This is a genomic window from Dokdonia sp. Hel_I_63 (assembly GCF_007827285.1).
In the GTDB taxonomy this organism is placed as follows: domain Bacteria; phylum Bacteroidota; class Bacteroidia; order Flavobacteriales; family Flavobacteriaceae; genus Dokdonia.
Window position 1 is genome coordinate 1,928,589 of sequence record NZ_VISD01000001.1, and the last position, 18,502, is coordinate 1,947,090.

15 protein-coding genes are annotated in these 18,502 nt (G+C 37.5%); 13 read left to right on the forward strand and 2 right to left on the reverse strand.

The features are described 5' to 3' along the window. Window positions 1-30: 30 nt before the first annotated feature. A complete protein-coding gene (locus tag JM84_RS08490; protein ID WP_013752438.1) occupies window positions 31-276 on the reverse strand; it encodes a hypothetical protein in 246 nt (81 codons plus the stop codon). Between the two features lie 336 nt (window positions 277-612). Here JM84_RS08490 and guaB point away from each other — a divergent pair, with 336 nt between their 5' ends. From guaB to JM84_RS08540, 10 genes are all read left to right on the forward strand, one after another. Further along, window positions 613-2,085: an IMP dehydrogenase gene (gene guaB, locus JM84_RS08495; RefSeq protein WP_013752437.1), complete on the forward strand. Its 1,473-nt coding sequence runs from the start codon at window positions 613-615 to the stop codon at window positions 2,083-2,085. Window positions 2,086-2,241: 156 nt separating this feature from the next. After that, window positions 2,242-3,876, forward strand: coding sequence for a CTP synthase (locus JM84_RS08500; RefSeq protein ID WP_013752436.1), 1,635 nt, complete (start codon window positions 2,242-2,244; stop codon window positions 3,874-3,876). 82 nt (window positions 3,877-3,958) lie between these two features. After that, complete coding sequence (yidC, locus tag JM84_RS08505; RefSeq protein WP_013752435.1) at window positions 3,959-5,845, forward strand: membrane protein insertase YidC; 1,887 nt, start codon at window positions 3,959-3,961, stop codon at window positions 5,843-5,845. 186 nt (window positions 5,846-6,031) lie between these two features. After that, window positions 6,032-6,541, forward strand: coding sequence for an RNA polymerase sigma factor (locus JM84_RS08510; RefSeq protein ID WP_013752434.1), 510 nt, complete (start codon window positions 6,032-6,034; stop codon window positions 6,539-6,541). Continuing rightward, a complete protein-coding gene (locus JM84_RS08515; RefSeq protein WP_013752433.1) occupies window positions 6,528-6,971 on the forward strand; it encodes a hypothetical protein in 444 nt (147 codons plus the stop codon). Before JM84_RS08510 ends, JM84_RS08515 begins: the two co-directional genes overlap by 14 nt. 20 nt (window positions 6,972-6,991) lie before the next feature. Then, window positions 6,992-7,528 (forward strand): DUF4252 domain-containing protein, encoded by a 537-nt coding sequence (locus JM84_RS08520; protein ID WP_041295737.1) that lies wholly within the window; start codon window positions 6,992-6,994, stop codon window positions 7,526-7,528. Between the two features lies 1 nt (window position 7,529). Continuing rightward, entirely contained in the window at window positions 7,530-8,078 is a 549-nt protein-coding gene (locus tag JM84_RS08525; RefSeq protein WP_013752431.1) for a DUF4252 domain-containing protein, read from the forward strand. Between the two features lie 315 nt (window positions 8,079-8,393). Further along, window positions 8,394-10,790, forward strand: a complete 2,397-nt coding sequence (locus tag JM84_RS08530; protein WP_013752430.1) for a zinc-dependent metalloprotease — start codon at window positions 8,394-8,396, stop codon at window positions 10,788-10,790. Window positions 10,791-10,875: 85 nt separating this feature from the next. Next, on the forward strand, window positions 10,876-11,904 hold the full coding sequence (locus JM84_RS08535) for a threonine aldolase family protein (protein WP_013752429.1): 1,029 nt from the start codon (window positions 10,876-10,878) through the stop codon (window positions 11,902-11,904). A 192-nt stretch (window positions 11,905-12,096) separates the two neighbouring features. Then, window positions 12,097-13,203 (forward strand): OmpA family protein, encoded by a 1,107-nt coding sequence (locus JM84_RS08540; protein ID WP_144783738.1) that lies wholly within the window; start codon window positions 12,097-12,099, stop codon window positions 13,201-13,203. Window positions 13,204-13,360: 157 nt separating this feature from the next. Here the strand turns inward: JM84_RS08540 and JM84_RS08545 are convergent, their stop codons facing one another. Beyond that, complete coding sequence (locus tag JM84_RS08545; RefSeq protein WP_013752427.1) at window positions 13,361-13,684, reverse strand: YbaB/EbfC family nucleoid-associated protein; 324 nt, start codon at window positions 13,682-13,684, stop codon at window positions 13,361-13,363. Between the two features lie 121 nt (window positions 13,685-13,805). On the opposite strand from JM84_RS08545, the gene JM84_RS08550 reads away from it, so the two are divergent. The 3 genes from JM84_RS08550 (at window position 13,806) to JM84_RS08560 (ending at window position 18,438) form a co-directional block, all read left to right on the forward strand. Next, a complete protein-coding gene (locus JM84_RS08550; RefSeq protein WP_013752426.1) occupies window positions 13,806-15,866 on the forward strand; it encodes a S9 family peptidase in 2,061 nt (686 codons plus the stop codon). Window positions 15,867-15,999: 133 nt separating this feature from the next. Next, window positions 16,000-17,040, forward strand: a complete 1,041-nt coding sequence (locus JM84_RS08555; protein WP_013752425.1) for a PLP-dependent cysteine synthase family protein — start codon at window positions 16,000-16,002, stop codon at window positions 17,038-17,040. A 138-nt stretch (window positions 17,041-17,178) separates the two neighbouring features. Continuing rightward, on the forward strand, window positions 17,179-18,438 hold the full coding sequence (locus JM84_RS08560) for an aminotransferase class I/II-fold pyridoxal phosphate-dependent enzyme (protein ID WP_013752424.1): 1,260 nt from the start codon (window positions 17,179-17,181) through the stop codon (window positions 18,436-18,438). Window positions 18,439-18,502: the final 64 nt, after the last annotated feature.

The window sequence follows — 18,502 nt, forward strand, 5'->3', positions numbered from 1 at the left end:
AGATGGCTTTGTCTTTGTAATATCCTTGTCTTAAGCTTCGCCTTGCGGAGCCCAAGAAGCGCATAGCATTCCAGGAGCTGCTTGTGTAGGATTTGCACAATCACTTTCTTGATAGCGAGTGCAAGTCACACAATTACGATCGTCTTTTAAAGCAGCTTTCATATCAAAGCTATCACAGGTGTATTGAGCACCTACGTGTACTTCGTGTTTTTTGCAAAAATTTCCATCTCTAAGTTGGTTACAGTTTGAACAGTTGTGTGCGAGTTTGATAGCCATAGTTTCTTTTTTTAATTCATTTCTTCTCTAAAGTTAAGTAGAAAGAATGTTGGATAATCGTAAATAATTGTTAATCAGTTTGTTTGTATTTAGATTGAGTAAGAATAGCTAGCACATACTAGATGTTGTTGCTAGTGGATTATTATAGAAAATTAGAATAAGCTAGTCCGGTTTAAAGCATCGAGGCTGTTAATTATTAGATTACAATTGATTCCCTTACATATTGAGGAATAAAATGTATCTTTGCATGCAATTAATTGTTAGCGTGGATTTATAGTTTATTCGCTTTCGCGAAAGCGTAATAATCCACTCTCACTTCTTAAAACAATAATTGCGATGACTGCACACGAGAATAAAATCTTAGGAGAAGGACTTACGTACGATGACGTACTATTAGTACCAGCATTTTCTGAAGTACTTCCAAGAGAGGTTAGTATACAATCAAAATTTACCCGTAATATAACACTTAACGTACCTATTGTCTCTGCGGCAATGGACACAGTGACAGAAAGTCGTATGGCAATAGCTATAGCGCAAGAGGGTGGAATAGGCGTGTTGCATAAAAACATGACGATCGAGGAGCAAGCCATTAAAGTGCGCAAAGTAAAGCGTGCCGAAAGTGGGATGATTATCGATCCAGTTACATTACCTCTTGAATCAAATGTAGGCGATGCAAAAGCAGCCATGAAAGAGCATAGCATAGGAGGTATTCCTATTGTTGATGATGCTGGGAAATTGATAGGTATCGTGACCAATAGAGATTTACGTTTTGAGAAAAACAATGATCGTCCGGTAAGCGAAGTAATGACTTCAGAAAACCTCGTTACAGCTGCCGAAGGAACATCACTACAACAAGCAGAAGAAATTCTGCAAAATCACAAAATTGAAAAACTACCTGTAGTTACAGATAGCAATACACTTATAGGTCTCATCACTTTTAGAGACATCACAAAACTTACTTTAAAGCCTAACGCAAATAAAGACATCTATGGTAGACTGCGTGTTGCAGCTGCGATAGGTGTAACTGGAGATGCTGTTGAGCGTGCAGGTGCATTAGTAAAAGCGGGAGTAGATGCTATTGTTATAGATACTGCTCACGGTCATACTAAAGGTGTGGTAGAGGTCTTAAAGTCTGTTAAAGCATCTTACCCAGATCTAGATTGTGTAGTAGGAAACATTGCAACTGGAGCTGCTGCAAAATATCTTGTAGAAGCAGGAGCAGATGCGGTAAAAGTAGGTATAGGTCCGGGATCTATATGTACTACGCGTGTAGTAGCAGGTGTTGGTTTCCCACAATTTAGTGCAGTACTTGAATGTGCCGCAGCTATTAAAGGAACAGGAGTTCCAGTAATTGCAGATGGTGGAATACGTTATACAGGTGATATCCCTAAAGCAATTGCTGCAGGAGCAGATTGTGTGATGCTAGGATCTTTACTTGCGGGAACTAAAGAATCACCAGGAGAGACTATTATCTATGAAGGGCGTAAGTTTAAGTCTTACCGTGGAATGGGTTCTGTAGAAGCAATGAAACAGGGATCAAAAGATCGTTACTTTCAGGATGTAGAGGATGATATTAAAAAACTAGTCCCAGAAGGAATTGTAGGTCGCGTACCATATAAAGGCGAACTGAATGAGAGTATCCACCAGTTTGTAGGTGGTCTTAGAGCAGGAATGGGATATTGCGGAGCTGGAAGTGTAGAGGCACTGAAGGAAAATGGACAATTCGTAAAAATCACGGCTAGTGGTATCAATGAAAGTCACCCACACGATGTGACAATTACAAAAGAAGCACCTAATTACTCTAGATAAATAGGCTGCTTTTATTAAAGCATAACATAAATTACAAAAGGCAATCCAGCTTAGGATTGCCTTTTGTTTTGATTAAATAAACGGGTCAAGTGTCTTAAAGTCTCCTTAAAATCTTGTACTTTTACACCCCGTAAACGAACTACAGAAAAACCTTCAATGGCATCTACAAAATACATTTTCGTAACGGGCGGAGTTTCTTCTTCTCTAGGTAAAGGTATCATCGCTGCATCGCTAGCTAAATTACTTCAAGCCAGAGGCTACAGAGTTACTATCCAAAAATTAGATCCTTATATAAATATTGATCCAGGTACTTTAAATCCTTATGAGCACGGTGAGTGTTATGTAACAGATGATGGTGCTGAGACAGATCTTGACCTAGGTCACTATGAACGTTTTCTTAACGTTCCTACATCACAAGCAAATAATGTCACTACAGGACGTATCTACCAAAGCGTTATCGATAAAGAACGTCGTGGAGAATTCCTTGGTAAAACGGTTCAAGTAATCCCTCACATTACTAATGAAATCAAGGAGCGTATCCAGATTTTAGGTAAAAGTGGAGATTATGATATCGTTATAACAGAAATAGGTGGAACCGTAGGTGATATCGAATCACTTCCATATATAGAGAGCATCAGACAACTTAAGTGGGAATTAGGAAAGCAGAATTCGTTAGTAATTCACTTAACGCTTATTCCTTTCCTAGCAGCAGCAGGAGAGCTTAAGACTAAGCCTACACAACATAGTGTAAAAACACTTATGGAAAGTGGTATCATGGCAGATATCTTAGTATGTCGTACTGAGCATGAATTAGGGTATGAGCTTAAGTCAAAACTTGCTCGTTTTTGTAATGTAGAGCAAGAAGCAGTGATAGAGTCTAGAGATGCAAGCACGATTTATGATGTTCCTAATCTTATGCTAGAGGAAGGGCTTGATCTAATTTCCCTTAAGAAATTAGATCTTTCAGATACCACACAACCAGAGCTTACTGGATGGAATGAGTTTATTGCAAAACATAAGAACCCAAAATCTACAGTTACTATTGGATTGATAGGGAAGTATGTAGAGTTACAAGATTCCTATAAATCTATACTTGAATCGTTCATTCATGCAGGTGCAGAAAATGAGGTAAAAGTAAAGATAGAAAGCATACATAGTGAGCATATTACTCCAGACGTCATCAAAAATAAAATAGCAAAACTAGATGGTGTTCTTGTGGCGCCAGGTTTTGGAGAACGTGGTATTGAGGGTAAAATCAAAGCGGTACAGTATGCTAGAGAGCATAAAATTCCATTTTTAGGAATCTGTCTTGGTATGCAAATGGCAGTGATAGAATATGGTAGGAACGTTTGTGGTCTTGAAAAAGCAAACTCTACAGAGATGGATGCAAATACTCCGCATCCAGTAATTGGTTTGATGGACGAGCAAAAAAACATCACAGAGATGGGAGGTACCATGCGTTTGGGAGCTTGGGCTTGTAAACTGGAGCCTAACAGTATTGTGAGTGATGTTTATGGTGAGGAAGTAATTATGGAGCGTCACCGTCATAGATATGAATTTAACGATGCATACCGCGAGCAGCTAGAAAAAGCTGGAATGAAAATCACTGGAACAAATCCAGACACTGGACTTGTAGAAATTATAGAAATAGAAGACCACCCATGGTTTGTGGGAGTGCAATATCACCCAGAATATAAGAGTACGGTTTCAAATCCACATCCATTATTTGTGGCATTTGTAAGAGCAGCTGTAAGTTATGCTCAAGATAGTACGCGTGCCACTATGTCATAAATTTTAATAATGGAGGCAGAATTGCTTTGAGAAAATCACGCTTTCGCGAAAGCGTAATAAAAACACTACCTAAATACAATTGATGAAAAAGAACTTCGACACAAATTCTCTTATCGGAATGCTCCTAATGGGAGGGATTCTAGTATGGATTATATATTTTAATAAGCCTACCCCTGAAGAAATAGAAGCACAAAAAGCAGCACAAACAGAACAACTTCAAGAAACTGAAGATGATGTTGCCGCACTGCCAGTAATGGATGCTGCGCCTGCAATTGCGACAGATTCTTTAAGTAATGTAGCATTACAAAATAGATTAGGAACATTTGCTTACTCTGGTTCGCTCCCATCTGCAAAGGAAGGAGCAACCACTACCATTGCAAATGATGTATTGGAGCTTAAAGTAAGTAATAAAGGAGGTTATATTACAGAAGTAAAACTGCTTAAACACAGTACTTTTGATTCAATTCCTGTATACCTTATTAAGGATGGAAATAGCCAATTTAATGTAAGTTTTAGTACTGCAGATAATCGTAATCTTAATACAAAGGATTTGTTTTTTGAGCCTACGTTATCAAAAAATGGAGGGAATGACGTCCTCTCTATGAAGCTTAAAGTTTCTCCAAGTGAATACTTAGAGTATCGTTATGAGCTTAAAGAAGGAGATTATATGATGGATTTTGGGATGAAGTCTCAAGGGCTTTCTTCTCGTTTAAATACGTCTAACCCTATGCGCATGCAGTGGGACTTTAAAGGAATGCGCCACGCACGTAGCCAGTCTTACGAAAATAGATACACACGTCTTACTTATAAATATGAAGAAGATAAGACAGATAAGTTATCTCCAGCAGGAGATGACGATGAGATAGAAGAAGATCTTGTATGGATGAATTATCGCCAGCACTTCTTTAGCTCAATGCTTATCTCTAAGACTCCATTTAAAGAAGCAAGATTATCATCTACCGATTTATATAAGGAGGCAGACGATAGAGATGAGGCAACTATTTTTACAAAAGAATACAAGTCTGATGTATTGCTAGAAGCAAAAAATGGTGAGCTAGATTACGCCATGCAGATGTACTACGGTCCTACAGATTATACAATCCTAAAATCTTATGATCAAGGTCTTGATGAGGCAATGCCATTAGGATGGGGAATCTTTGGGTTTTTAAACAAATACTTAGTAATTCCGTTTTTTGCATTCTTAACTGGATTCTTACCAGCAGGAATTGCAATTATCGTAATGACTATTTCAATCAAGTTATTGTTGTCTCCAGTACAGTACAAGCAATATACTTCTCAGGCTAAAATGAAAATCTTAAAGCCAGAGATTGCAGCAATTTCAGAGAAGCATAAGGACAATGCAATGAAAAAGCAGCAGGAAACAATGGCGCTTTATAGCAAAGCTGGAGCGAGTCCCGCCGCAGGTTGTCTACCAGCGTTATTACAGATTCCTGTGTTTTATGCGCTGTTTACATTTTTCCCATCTGCTTTTGATTTGAGAGGAAAGAGCTTCTTATGGGCAGATGATTTATCTAGCTATGATGAGATTGCAAAGCTTCCGTTTGAGATTCCTTTTTATGGAGATCACGTGAGTTTATTCCCAATACTTGCAGCAGTTACTATTTTCTTCTCAATGAGGTTAACTACAGGTAACCAGCAAATGCAACAACCTACGCAAGAAGGAATGCCAGATATGAGTAAAATGATGAAGTACATGATGTATTTCTCTCCACTACTTATGCTTGTTTTCTTTAACCAGTATGCAAGTGGATTGAGTTTATATTACTTCATATCAAACCTTCTTACGATTGGAATTATTTTGGTAATCAAAAACTTCATCATTGATGAGGAAAAGATTAAAGCAAAAATTGAAGTAAAAAAGGCTAAGCCTAAAAAGCAAGGTAAATTTGCTAAGAAAATGCAACAGATGATGGAGCAGGCAGAGCAACAACAAAAAGGAAAGAAATAATACGCTTTAGTATTACTACTTCATAATTACTAGGAAATCCCGTCTTTATTGAGACGGGATTTCTGTTTTTATTCGAGAGTTGTTTGTGATTGTATCACGTTTTCGCGAAAGCGAAATAAAAATTCTTATCCCCATTGTAACAAAAGTAATACTGCTTCGTCTTCCTTATAACTAACCAATTAATCGATGGACCAACATAAGTTCATAAATCTTGTAACTCCTTTTAAGGATAAAGTGTACCGCGTTGCAAAGCGGTTGCTCGTATCTGACGATGAGGCTCAAGATGCTACGCAGGAAGTACTACTGCGTTTATGGACAAAGAGGTCCGACATAAAAAAATATCGAAGTGTTGAAGCATTTGCGATGACGATGACAAAAAATTATTGCTATGATAAGCTTAAAGCAAAAGGAAGCAATAATCTTAAAATCGTTCATAACAATTACGAAGATCACTCAGGAAATACAAGTAAGCATATAGAAGTTGCAGATGAGGTAGCTTGGGTTTTTAAACTCATGGAAGATTTACCAGAGCAGCAACGACTTATTGTACAAATGAGAGATGTTGAGCAAATGGATAACGCAGAGATTGCTGTGATACTTGAGATGAATGAAACTGCTGTAAGAGTTGCATTGTCAAGAGCTCGCAAAAAACTAAGAGAAGAATTGATTAAAAAACGAAACTATGGAATCTCATAATATAGAGAAGCTACTAGATGGTTACTTTGAAGGAGCAACTACACTTAAGGAAGAGCAGGAGTTGAGAACTTATTTTACAAGTGACCATGTGGCGCCGCACTTAGAAAAATATGCTAGCATGTTTACGGCATTTAGTGTCGCTTCAAAGGAAACTTATGATGCACAAATAGTGCTACCTCATAAACAACGATCAAAGTCTATTTATAGATTTGCAGCCAGTGCTGCAGCTGCAGTTATTGTGGGACTAGTATTATGGACGCAAAATACACAGGTAGATGCTAGTATTTCTACTAATTATGAGAATGAAGAACTAGCCATCTTAAAAACAAAACAAGCACTTGGGATGATGTCCCAAATGATTAATCAAAGTACTACGCAGCTGGAGGTGGTGCAAGAATTTGATAAGGCATCGAGCACTTTATTTAAATAAAAATTCAAATTAAAAATATTATGAAAAAGTCAATAATGTTAGTGGCATTTGCCCTCGTAACTTTAGTAGGTTACGCACAAAGTCCTTTTGATAAATACGAGGATGTAAAAGGAGTTACTTCTATAGTAATGAATCAAAAGATGTTTAAGCTGCTTAGTAAAGTAGACCTTAACTCATCTGACCCAGAAATGCAAAAGTATATCAACCTTGTAGACAATCTTGAGAATGTAAAGATGTACACAAGTACAAATACGGGAGTAATGGACCAGATGAGCGGAACGATGAAGAGCTACATTACAAGTAGCAATCTTCAAGAGCTCATGAGAGTAAAGGACGATGGTAAGAATGTAAAATTTTATTACAAGGAAGGTAGTAGTGAAGATTATGTAAAAGAATTTGTAATGTTCTTAAATGGGGATATGGATGGTGAGAAACGTGCTGTATTCTTTCAAGTAACAGGAAACATTGATCTCAAGCAAATTTCAAAACTTGCACAAGATTTAGACTTTAAAGGTAGTGATGCCCTTAAAGAAGTAGGTAACGCAAAAAAATCGTAAGATGAACACATTTATAAAAGTAACCATCACTGCAGTGCTAGCTGTTGTTACACTGGCCAGTTGTAGTAATAAGCAGTCTTTACAAGAATATTATGTAGATAATCAAGAGAATGGAGATTTCATTCTTGTAGATGTACCTACAAGCCTACTTGGTAAGAATGTAGAAGCATTGACAGAAGAGCAGCAAAAGGTTTTTAAGACCGTGCGTAAGATCAATCTTATGGCATATCAAACAAAATCTGGAGACACTGCAGCAATGCAGATAGAGCGTGATAAAGTAAAAGATATCCTTACCTCAGATGATTATGAAGAGCTTATGAAAGCTTCTGGAGATATGGGGCAAATGCGCCTATATTTTAAAGGAGAAGAAGAGGCTATCGATGAAGTAATTTTCTTTGGTGCAGATGATAATAAAGGTTTCGTTCTAGCTCGTCTATTAGGTAATGACATGAATATAGGAGATATGATGCGTATGGCAGAGTCGCTTAATAAGAGCGATATAGATGTATCTCAATTTGGCAGTATTATGGAAGTTTTTGAAAATCAGTAATGATCAAAAAATGTTGAACGCATGAGTCCTATTTGGCGATAGGCTTTCCATATATAAAGAGCATCCCTTGGGGTGCTCTTTTTTTTGTTTGTAGCATATGGGTATTATGTATTATGCATCTGGGTTTCCCGCTTTCTGTTGCAATTCCTCGCGCCGGCTGTGCCAGGCAGCTGTGGGATTTACACGACAATCGGGGCTAGCTTGTAGGGTGTTGTGTGTCTCTAATATATTTAGCCAGATGATATCAGCTATTTTGATATTTGGATTTACTTTTTTGAGCTAAACATGTATCTTAGACAACCTTAACAACAATCCATGAAAAAATATCTAATTCTTACCGTTAGCCTGCTTGTCGCAAGCTCTGCGTTCGCACAATTTTTAGAAACAAAAAAGGACCTCGTTACAGAAAAAGGTTTCTTCACTCTTCACTATGATGAGAGCGAGGATAAAGTATATGTCGAAGTTGACAAGCTGGATGAAGAGTTTTTATACGTTCACTCCCTTCGTACAGGTTTAGGAAGTAATGATATCGGGATTGATAGAGGTCAACTAGGAGGAACTGCTGTGGTAAAATTTCAAAAGGCAGGTAATAAATTATTATTAGTCCAACCTAACTTGAAATACCGAGCAAATACGGATAACGCCTTAGAGCGTAGATCTATAGAGGAAGCATTTGCAAAGTCGGTGCTGTTTGGGTTTCCTATTAAGGAAACAAAAGGAGCGAAGTACCTTATTGATTTTACACCATTTTTACTAGAAGACACTCATGGAGTGGCTGCTAGATTAAAGCGAAGCAAGGAAGGAACCTATAAACTTGATAAAACTAGAAGCGCGATGTATATGGAACGCACAAAAGCATTTCCAGAAAACACAGAGTTTGAAGCGCTACTCACGTTTAAGGGAACTCCTACTGGCAGAAACATAAGAAGTGTAGCTCCAGATGCGAGTGCACTCACAGTGGTGCAACATTACTCATTTGTAAAATTACCAGATGATAATTATACACCTAGACGTTTTGACCCAAGAGCTGGAAATATTTCTACCACATACTTAGATTATGCAACACCTATACAAGAGCCAATTGTAAAGCGTTATGCAAATCGTCATCGTTTAGAAAAGAAAGATCCTGCGGCAGCAGTAAGTGAGGCGGTAGAACCTATCATATATTATCTAGACCCAGGTACTCCAGAACCTGTTCGTTCTGCATTGTTAGAAGGTGCTAGCTGGTGGAATCAAGCCTATGAAGCTGCTGGTTTTAAAGATGCTTTTCAAGTAAAAATGTTACCAGAAAATGCAGATCCTATGGACGTGCGATATAACGTTATACAATGGGTACACCGCAGTACAAGAGGATGGAGTTATGGAGCAAGTGTTACAGATCCACGTACAGGTGAGATTATCAAAGGTCATGTAAGTTTGGGGAGTCTGCGCATTCGTCAAGATTTCCTTATTGCTCAAGCGCTTATGAATAAGCCTTTTGCCGAAAGAGATGATAATTATAAGCCTATGCTAGAAATGGCACTAGCTAGAATACGCCAGCTAAGCGCTCACGAAGTGGGGCATACCATAGGTTTTGCTCATAACTTTGCTGCCAGCACAGAAAATAGAGCAAGTGTGATGGATTATCCTCATCCTACGCTTACATGGGCTGGTAATGAAGTAGACTTTTCTAATGCCTATGCCACTGGAATAGGAGCTTGGGATAAAGTAACAGTTAACTATAGCTACGGAGTGGCTCCTCAAGGAACATCAGAAGAGGTCTTTCTTGATAATATACTTACTACCGCAGAAAAGGCCGGATTACGATACATTACAGATAGCGATGCAAGAGCTCAAGGAGGAGCACATTATAAGGCCCATCTTTGGGACAATGGAACAGATGCCGCAGAGGAGTTAGAAAAAATGCTTGTACTTAGAAAAGGTGCGATTTCAAACTTTTCTATAGACAACATCCGCACAAACGAGCCATACTCAATGCTTGAAGATGTTTTTGTCCCTTTATATTTCTATCACAGATATCAAACCGAAGGAGCAGTAAAGATGATAGGAGGTCTTGATTATAACTATGCTGTTAAAGGAGATAATAATCTCAAAGTAACAGAAACACTTACGCCCAATGAGCAGCAGAGAGCTTTAAAAAGTGTTTTAAAGACACTTACCGCTAGCGAACTAGCAATTCCCAAAGATAAATTGGCTTTATTTCCACCTAGAGCGCAGGGATATTCTCGCTCTAGAGAAAGTTTCAAAAGCAATGATGGAGTAGCATTTGATGCACTAGGCGCAGCAGCAACAGCTAGTGATATGACATTGAGCTTGTTATTACATCCAGAACGTGCAAACAGGCTAGTACAACAGAAGGCCTTAGATAATAAGCAAATGGGGTTAGATGGTATGCTAGATTCCTTAGTTGAGACTACACTTTTTTCAAAAGAATCAGATAGTTACCGCAAAGAGGTACAGCAAACTATAAATTACAATGTATTAAAGCACCTAATGAACCTTGCAAATCATACAAATGCGATACCTCAAACTAAGGCTTTTGCAAAAGCACAGTTAAAAGAGGTGATGTCAAAACTAGGTTCAAAATCTCCTGATGCTAATGCAGCATTTATGGTCGATGAGATTAAAGACTTTTTAAAATCACCAGAGAAGTTCAAAGTTCTTCCTTCGCCTAAGATTCCTGATGGATCGCCGATAGGGTGTTTTGAGTAACATTTTCGCGAAAGCGTATACATTTATAAAACAATCATAATGGAGATTAACCAATGGTCTCTATAATTAATACCTATATTTTTTGATGAAAATAGATTTACGTTCTGATACAATTACAAAGCCTACGCCTGAAATGCTTGATTATATGATGCGTGCAGAAGTGGGTGACGATGTTTATAAAGAAGATCCTACGGTAAATGAACTTGAACAGCGCGTTGCAGAGATGTTTGGGATGGATAGTGCACTTTATTTTCCTACGGGAAGTATGACTAATCAAGCTGCCATAAAAATTCATACACAACCTGGTGAACAACTCATTGCAGATAAGTATGCACATGTTTACAATTATGAAGGTGGAGGAGTATCTTTTAATAGTGGAGTGTCGTGTAAGCTTATAGATGGTAATCGTGGGTTAATAACTGCAGCACAAGTCGAGGAGTCTATAAATCCACCAGATTTTTATCATAGTCCGCTCACAACATTGGTCTGTTTAGAAAACACGACTAATAAAGGGGGTGGAGCTTGTTATGATCTAGAGGAGATTGTGAAAATAAAAGAGGTTTGTGATACCAATGGGTTAGGCTTGCATCTAGATGGAGCACGTCTATGGAATGCGCTTGTTGCTACTGGTCAAACAGCTAGCTCTTATGGTGAACTGTTTGATACCATTTCTGTATGTCTATCAAAAGGGCTTGGTGCTCCTATGGGGTCTGTTTTAGTAGGTAAACAACAGTTTATGAATAAGGCTATGCGCGTACGTAAGGTGCTAGGAGGAGGTATGAGACAAGTGGGCTTTATGGCAGCTGCTGGATTATATGGGCTAGATCACCATGTCGAAAGAATGAGTGATGATCACGCTAAGGCAAAAGATATTGCAACGCTACTTGAATCGCTATCCTATGTGAAATCTGTAGAGAAAACAGAGACCAATATTTTAATATTTAATTTAAAAGAAACCACTGATGAAGCTGCTTTCGTTAGTTATCTTTTTGATAATGATGTCATTATAAGTAATATGGGGCATGGTAAGTTGAGAATTGTTACTCATTATGATTACAATAATTCATCTCACAAGCTTGTTTTAGACGTTTTGAAGAGATTTGATAATGCCTAGTATTTTCAAAAATGTGCATCAATATTCGTACAATTAACAAGGATGTAATTTTTTATGTCTTTCATCGGCAGTAATTTACTTTTCATCAGAAAAATAAATTCTTAAAAAAAAGTTAACGCTTTTGTTAATGAAACCTTCTATTTTCGTACTTTGAAATTGAAATTCACCATATTAACTTAAACTATCAACATTATGAAGAAAATTTTATTTTTATGTGCCTTTGTAAGTTTTGCATTTGCAAATGTGCAAGCACAAGATTTACCGAGCAACCCTGAGCCAGGAAAATGTTATGTACGTTGTACTACTCCTGATATATATGAGACTCAAAGTGTACAAATTCAAAAGACTCCTGCTTACAAGGTTCTTAAGGTAGTACCCGCTCAATACGATACAGTAACTGAGCGTGTTATGGTAAAAGAAGCTTCTAAGCGTCTACGCGTAATTCCAGCTACTTACAAAACTGAAACAGTAACTTATGTAAAAAGTACTTCAGGTTCTTCTTTAAGAATAGTTCCTGCATCTTTTTCTAATGATACTGAAACGATTGAAGTAAAATCTGCATATGCGCAGTGGGAATTAGGTGCTCCAGCTCCTGATTGTGCTTCTTCTAACCCTGACGATTGTCGTTACTGGTGTTACAAAGGATACCCAGCAGAATATACTACGGTATCCAAGCGTACATTAGCATCTGATGCTACTGTTCAATCTACACCAGGAGGTTCTGCAAACGGAACTTATACTGTAAGAGTAATTGATCAACCAGCGAGTGTAGTTGAGGAAGAAATCCCAGCTGAGTTTGCGACTATAACTAAGACTGTAATGGTAAAAGATGCAACTACAACTGAAGAAGTTGTTGCTGCTACTTTTGATACTGTATCTAAAGAAGTTCTTAAGCAGAAAGGTGGACTTACTACATGGAGAGAAGTTGAGTGTGCTCTTGTTGAGTACCAAGCACTCCCTATCAACTGGAATACTAACTCTGCAACATTAACTCCTGCTGCAAAGAGCATCATTGACACACGTCTTATGCCATTATTAGCTCAAAACCCAGGTGTAAAATTAGAGATTGCTTCACATACTGATTCTAGAGGAGCTGCTTCTTCTAATCAAGATCTTTCTGAGCGTCGCGCGCAATCAGTAGCAAACTACCTTATTTCTAAAGGAGTTAACAATAGTCTTCTTGTAGCAAACGGATTTGGTGAGCGTAAGCTTAAGAACCGTTGTGCAGATGGTGTTTCTTGTACTGAGCGTCAGCATGCTGACAACCGTCGTACTGAATTCCGTCTTATCAATAACTAAGACTTTATAAAACATTAGCTAACCAGCCCAATGTTAAAGCGCCTTCGAAAGAAGGCGCTTTTTTTGTATATAATATTATAATCTTTATAGATAGTGTGCAAAAAAAATCCAATCACTTGAAAAGTGATTGGATTTTGATATTAATTAAATAATTCCTCTATTTGAACATATCCATTCCTGGGATGTTAGGCATTCCTTCCTTGGCTACAGCTGCCATTTCTGTATCGTGGATGCTTTGTGCTTTTTCTAGCGCTTTATTAAGCGTTAAGATTAAATAATCTTCTAGTTGCTCCTTATCTTCAAGTAGACTGTCATCAAGGTGGATTTCCTTTAAACGCCCGCTTGCAGTTACTGTTAGTTTTAATAAATTATCAGATGACGACTCATCTACAAGTACAGTTTTAAGACGTTCTTTTGTTTCCTCTGCTTTTACTTTTGCTTCTTGGAGTTTCCCCATTAAGCCCATCATATCTCCAAACATAGTTTTGTGTTTTATATTAAGAATACAAAGTTATTAAATGATTATGAAGCTATTTACAAGAACAGAAAATAGTTAAGCTTGTGCGTTGTATTTTTGTAAGCATTTTATAAAATAAATTACTTTGACAAAGCACATATTCCCTCCAGTAGCCAAAAAGATTCCAGTACAATTAGAAAAGCATGGAGATATCCGTACTGATGACTATTTCTGGATGAAAGAGCGCGATGCTCCGGAGGTTCTTGATTATTTAAATCAAGAGAATGAATATTATCATAAACTTACAGAGCATACAAAGGACTTTCAGAAATCACTTTTTGAAGAAATGAAAGGTCGTATTAAAGAAGATGATTCGTCGGTACCTTATAAGCACAATGGTTTCTGGTATTACCGTCGTTTTGAGACTGGAAAAGACTATCCACTATATTGTAGAAAAGAAGCTACCTTGGATAGTGAAGAGATTATTGTATTTGATAATAATAAAATGGCAGAAGGGCATTCTTATTTTAGTCAAGCTAGTTATGCCGTATCTGAGGATAATATGATTGCTGCTTTTGGGATAGACACGGTAAGTAGAAGGCAATATACAATCAGGTTTAAAAATCTTAAGACTGGAGAAATTTATCCAGCTGAAATCAAAAACACCACTGGAGGCGCTGTTTGGTCAAATGATAATAAAACGGTTTATTATTCTAGAAAAGATGAAGAAACCCTGAGATCTAATCAAATATTTAAGCACACCTTAGGAACAGATCCTAGTCAAGACGAACTTGTTTATCAAGAAAATGACGAGACGTTTTATACCTATGTTTTTAAATCTAAGTCTAAGGATTACATTATGATAGGTTGTGACAGCACGATGACGAGTGAATTTCGCTTTGCATCTGCAGCAGAAGGTACTACAGATTTTAAGGTTTTTCAAGAACGTACAAGAGGGCTGGAGTATGCAGTGTCTCATTATGACGATTCTTTTTATATACAGACTAATAAAGATAAGGCGACCAACTTTAAACTCATGAAAACCCTAGTATCTGCTACTGGAATGGAAAATTGGGTAGACATAATCCCTCATCGAGATGATACCTTGCTAGAAGATGTAGAGATTTTTAAGGATTTTCTTGTGGTAAGTGAGCGTAGCAATGGTTTGAATAAAATACACATCAAGCGATGGGATAATTCAGAAAGCTATTATTTGCCTTTTGATAATGAAACATACGACGCTTATCCTACCACAAATATCGATTTTGATACTCAGATTTTACGATATGCTTATAATGCGCTTAATACACCTGCGTCTGTTATAGATTTTGATATGGTCACTCAAGAAAAAGTGGTCCTTAAAGAGCAAGAGGTATTAGGCGGAAACTTTGATAAAGATAATTATAACATGGAGCGCATCTGGACAATAGCTCAAGATGGAGTTAAGGTTCCAGTATCTATAATCTACCACAAAGACACACAACTAGATGGTACAGCTCCTTTGTTACAGTATGCCTATGGAAGTTACGGTAGTACTACAGATCCTTCTTTCTCAACAATAAGATTATCTCTTTTAGATCGTGGTTTTATTTATGCCATCGCACACGTAAGAGGAGGTGAGTATTTAGGAAGAATGTGGTATGAGGATGGAAAGTTGCTCAAGAAAAGAAATACGTTCACAGATTTTATTGATGTTTCAAAACATTTGATAAGTAACTCTTACACTTCGGCTAGTCATTTATATGCTTACGGAGGTTCGGCAGGAGGATTATTGATGGGTGCAATTGTAAACATGGCGCCAGAGCTTTATAATGGAATTATTGCAGCCGTACCTTTTGTAGACGTTGTGACAACCATGCTTGACGATACCATTCCGCTTACCACAGGTGAGTATGATGAGTGGGGCAATCCTAATGAAAAGGAGTCCTATGAGTATATGAAGAGCTACAGTCCTTATGATAACGCTTTCGCGAAAGCGTACCCAAATATATTTGTTACCACAGGATACCATGATAGTCAAGTGCAATATTGGGAACCTGCAAAGTGGGTAGCGAGACTAAGAGAAACGAATCAAGCTGATACAAAAATCATGTTTCATTGTAATATGGATGCAGGTCATGGTGGTGCTTCTGGACGATTTGAAGCATTAAAAGAAATCGCCGAAGATTATGCCTTTTTACTTGACTTAGAGTCTATTACTCAGTAAGTGGGTAAAACGCTGTTTATAACTGTATGATATTGAACTAGTGTAGAGGAAACACGTTCCATATTTTTATGTTACTTTTGCTCTGTTTTGCACGTCTCATTTTTGAGATTGTGTAGCGCTTTAACCAAGATATATGAATAAGGATTTAAACGTGTATGATAACGTGTTACAACTAGTAGGTAACACACCACTCATCAAGTTAAATAAAATTACAGAAGGCTTTGAAGGTCAGTTTTACGCAAAGGTAGAGGCTTTTAACCCGGGACACTCATCAAAAGATCGTATAGCTCTTCATATTATAGAAGAGGCAGAACGTACAGGAGTTCTTAAACCTGGTGATACTATTATTGAAACTACATCTGGAAACACAGGGTTTAGTATCGCAATGGTAAGTATTATTAAAGGATATGAATGTATTCTTGCAGTGAGCTCAAAATCATCACCAGATAAGATTGATGCTTTAAAAGCGATGGGAGCAAAGGTGTATGTATGTCCTGCAAATGTAAAGGCAGACGACCCGAGATCTTATTATAGTGTGGCAAAGCGTTTACATGAAGAAAATAAGGGCTCTGTTTATATCAACCAATATTTTAATGAGTTGAATATAGACGCTCACTTTAATACTACAGGACCAGAAATCTGGAATCAAACAGAAGGTAACATTACACACTTAATTGCTTGTAGTGGAACTGGAGGTACCATATCTGGTACTGCACGTTTTTTAAAGCAACAAAATCCAGCAATAAAAATTATAGGTATAGATGCTTATGGATCTGTGATTCAAAAGTATCATCAAACCCGTGAGTTTGACGCAGCAGAAATTTATCCGTACCGTATAGAAGGACTAGGAAAAAACTTAATACCCTCTGCAACAGACTTTGATGCAATAGATAAATTTGAAAAAGTAAGTGATCAAGAGAGTGCTCACAGTGCGAGAGAGATTGCTACTACAGAAGGTCTATTTGTAGGATATACAAGTGGTGCTGCTATTCAAGGGGTAAAACAACTTGCTGCGCAAGGGGAGTTTGACGAGAATAGCAAGGTGGTGGTTATTTTTCCAGATCACGGAAGTCGCTACATGAGTAAAGTGTTTTCTGATAAGTGGATGAATGATCAAGGTTTTTTTGATAGTCAAAATGAAGAGACTGTAGCAACTATAGAATACATCAAATAAACGTCTAAAATATTACGTATATTTAAGCTCCTACCTATGTAGGAGCTTTTTGATTTTTGGCATCATATTACAATTGTTTTTGTATTTGTTCAAAATATCAAAAATGTGTACTTTTGCACCTGTTTTCAAAACAAGTATATGAGAGATTTATTTGATAAAATTTACAAGGATAAGGGGCCATTAGGTAAATGGGCTTCAGTGGCAGAGGGATACTTTGTTTTTCCTAAACTAGAAGGACCTATTTCTAACAGAATGAAGTTCCAAGGAAAGGAAGTAATTACATGGAGTGTAAATGATTATTTAGGTCTTGCAAATCGTCCAGAAATACGTGAGGTAGATGCGCAAGCAGCAGCAGATTATGGTGCGGCTTATCCTATGGGTGCTCGTATGATGTCTGGTCATACTTCATTGCATGAACAACTACAAAATGAGTGTGCGGAGTTTGTACAAAAAGAAGCTGCCTATCTTTTAAACTTTGGATACCAAGGTATCATGTCTACTATTGATGCATTAGTAGGTAAAGATGATATTATCGTATATGACGTAGATACTCACGCTTGTATTATAGACGGTGTTCGTTTGCATATGGGTAAACGTTTTACCTACAAGCATAACGATATGGCAAGTATCGAAAAGAATCTTGAGCGTGCTACTAAAATGGCAGAGCAAACAGGAGGAGGAATCCTCGTGATTTCTGAAGGTGTTTTTGGAATGCGTGGAGAACAAGGGAAGCTTAAAGAAATAGTAGCCCTTAAGAAAAAATTTAACTTCCGTTTACTTGTTGACGATGCACATGGTTTTGGAACTTTAGGAGCGACGGGAGCAGGAGCAGGAGAAGAACAAGGAGTACAAGATGATATTGATGTGTATTTTGCAACATTTGCAAAGTCTATGGCATCTACAGGAGCTTTTATTGCGGGAGATCAAGAAATCATTGATTACTTAAAATATAACCTAAGATCACAAATGTTTGCAAAGTCATTGCAAATGCAACTTGTGGTAGGAGCACTTAAACGTCTTGATATGTTACGTACAATGCCAGAACTTCGTGAGAAATTATGGGAGAATGTAAATGCACTTCAAGGAGGGTTAAAAGATAGAGGTTTTGATATAGGGACTACACAATCATGTGTAACTCCTGTATACCTTAAAGGAAGCGTACCAGAAGCAATGGCACTTGTAAAAGATCTTCGTGAGAATCACGGTGTATTTTGTTCTATTGTGGTGTATCCAGTGATTCCTAAAGGACTTATCTTACTTAGAATGATACCTACAGCTTCACACACACTTACAGATGTAGAAGAGACTTTAAATGCTTTTGAAGCAATTCGTGAGCGATTAGATAATGGGACTTATAAAAGACTTTCTGCTAAAGTAGCAGAAGCTTTTGGAGCATAAAACTCCACTATATACTTAAAAAAATAAGCCGTTACTTTTAAAAGTAACGGCTTATTTTTTTTAA

Bases quoted from the DNA above. Each gene is read 5' to 3' on its own strand.
- JM84_RS08490 (WP_013752438.1), bottom strand. From the start codon at position 276: ATGGCTATCAAACTCGCACACAACTGTTCAAACTGTAACCAACTTAGA.
- guaB (WP_013752437.1), top strand. From the start codon at position 613: ATGACTGCACACGAGAATAAAATCTTAGGAGAAGGACTTACGTACGAT.
- JM84_RS08500 (WP_013752436.1), top strand. From the start codon at position 2,242: ATGGCATCTACAAAATACATTTTCGTAACGGGCGGAGTTTCTTCTTCT.
- yidC (WP_013752435.1), top strand. From the start codon at position 3,959: ATGAAAAAGAACTTCGACACAAATTCTCTTATCGGAATGCTCCTAATG.
- JM84_RS08510 (WP_013752434.1), top strand. From the start codon at position 6,032: ATGGACCAACATAAGTTCATAAATCTTGTAACTCCTTTTAAGGATAAA.
- JM84_RS08515 (WP_013752433.1), top strand. From the start codon at position 6,528: ATGGAATCTCATAATATAGAGAAGCTACTAGATGGTTACTTTGAAGGA.
- JM84_RS08520 (WP_041295737.1), top strand. From the start codon at position 6,992: ATGAAAAAGTCAATAATGTTAGTGGCATTTGCCCTCGTAACTTTAGTA.
- JM84_RS08525 (WP_013752431.1), top strand. From the start codon at position 7,530: ATGAACACATTTATAAAAGTAACCATCACTGCAGTGCTAGCTGTTGTT.
- JM84_RS08530 (WP_013752430.1), top strand. From the start codon at position 8,394: ATGAAAAAATATCTAATTCTTACCGTTAGCCTGCTTGTCGCAAGCTCT.
- JM84_RS08535 (WP_013752429.1), top strand. From the start codon at position 10,876: ATGAAAATAGATTTACGTTCTGATACAATTACAAAGCCTACGCCTGAA.
- JM84_RS08540 (WP_144783738.1), top strand. From the start codon at position 12,097: ATGAAGAAAATTTTATTTTTATGTGCCTTTGTAAGTTTTGCATTTGCA.
- JM84_RS08545 (WP_013752427.1), bottom strand. From the start codon at position 13,684: ATGTTTGGAGATATGATGGGCTTAATGGGGAAACTCCAAGAAGCAAAA.
- JM84_RS08555 (WP_013752425.1), top strand. From the start codon at position 16,000: ATGAATAAGGATTTAAACGTGTATGATAACGTGTTACAACTAGTAGGT.
- JM84_RS08560 (WP_013752424.1), top strand. From the start codon at position 17,179: ATGAGAGATTTATTTGATAAAATTTACAAGGATAAGGGGCCATTAGGT.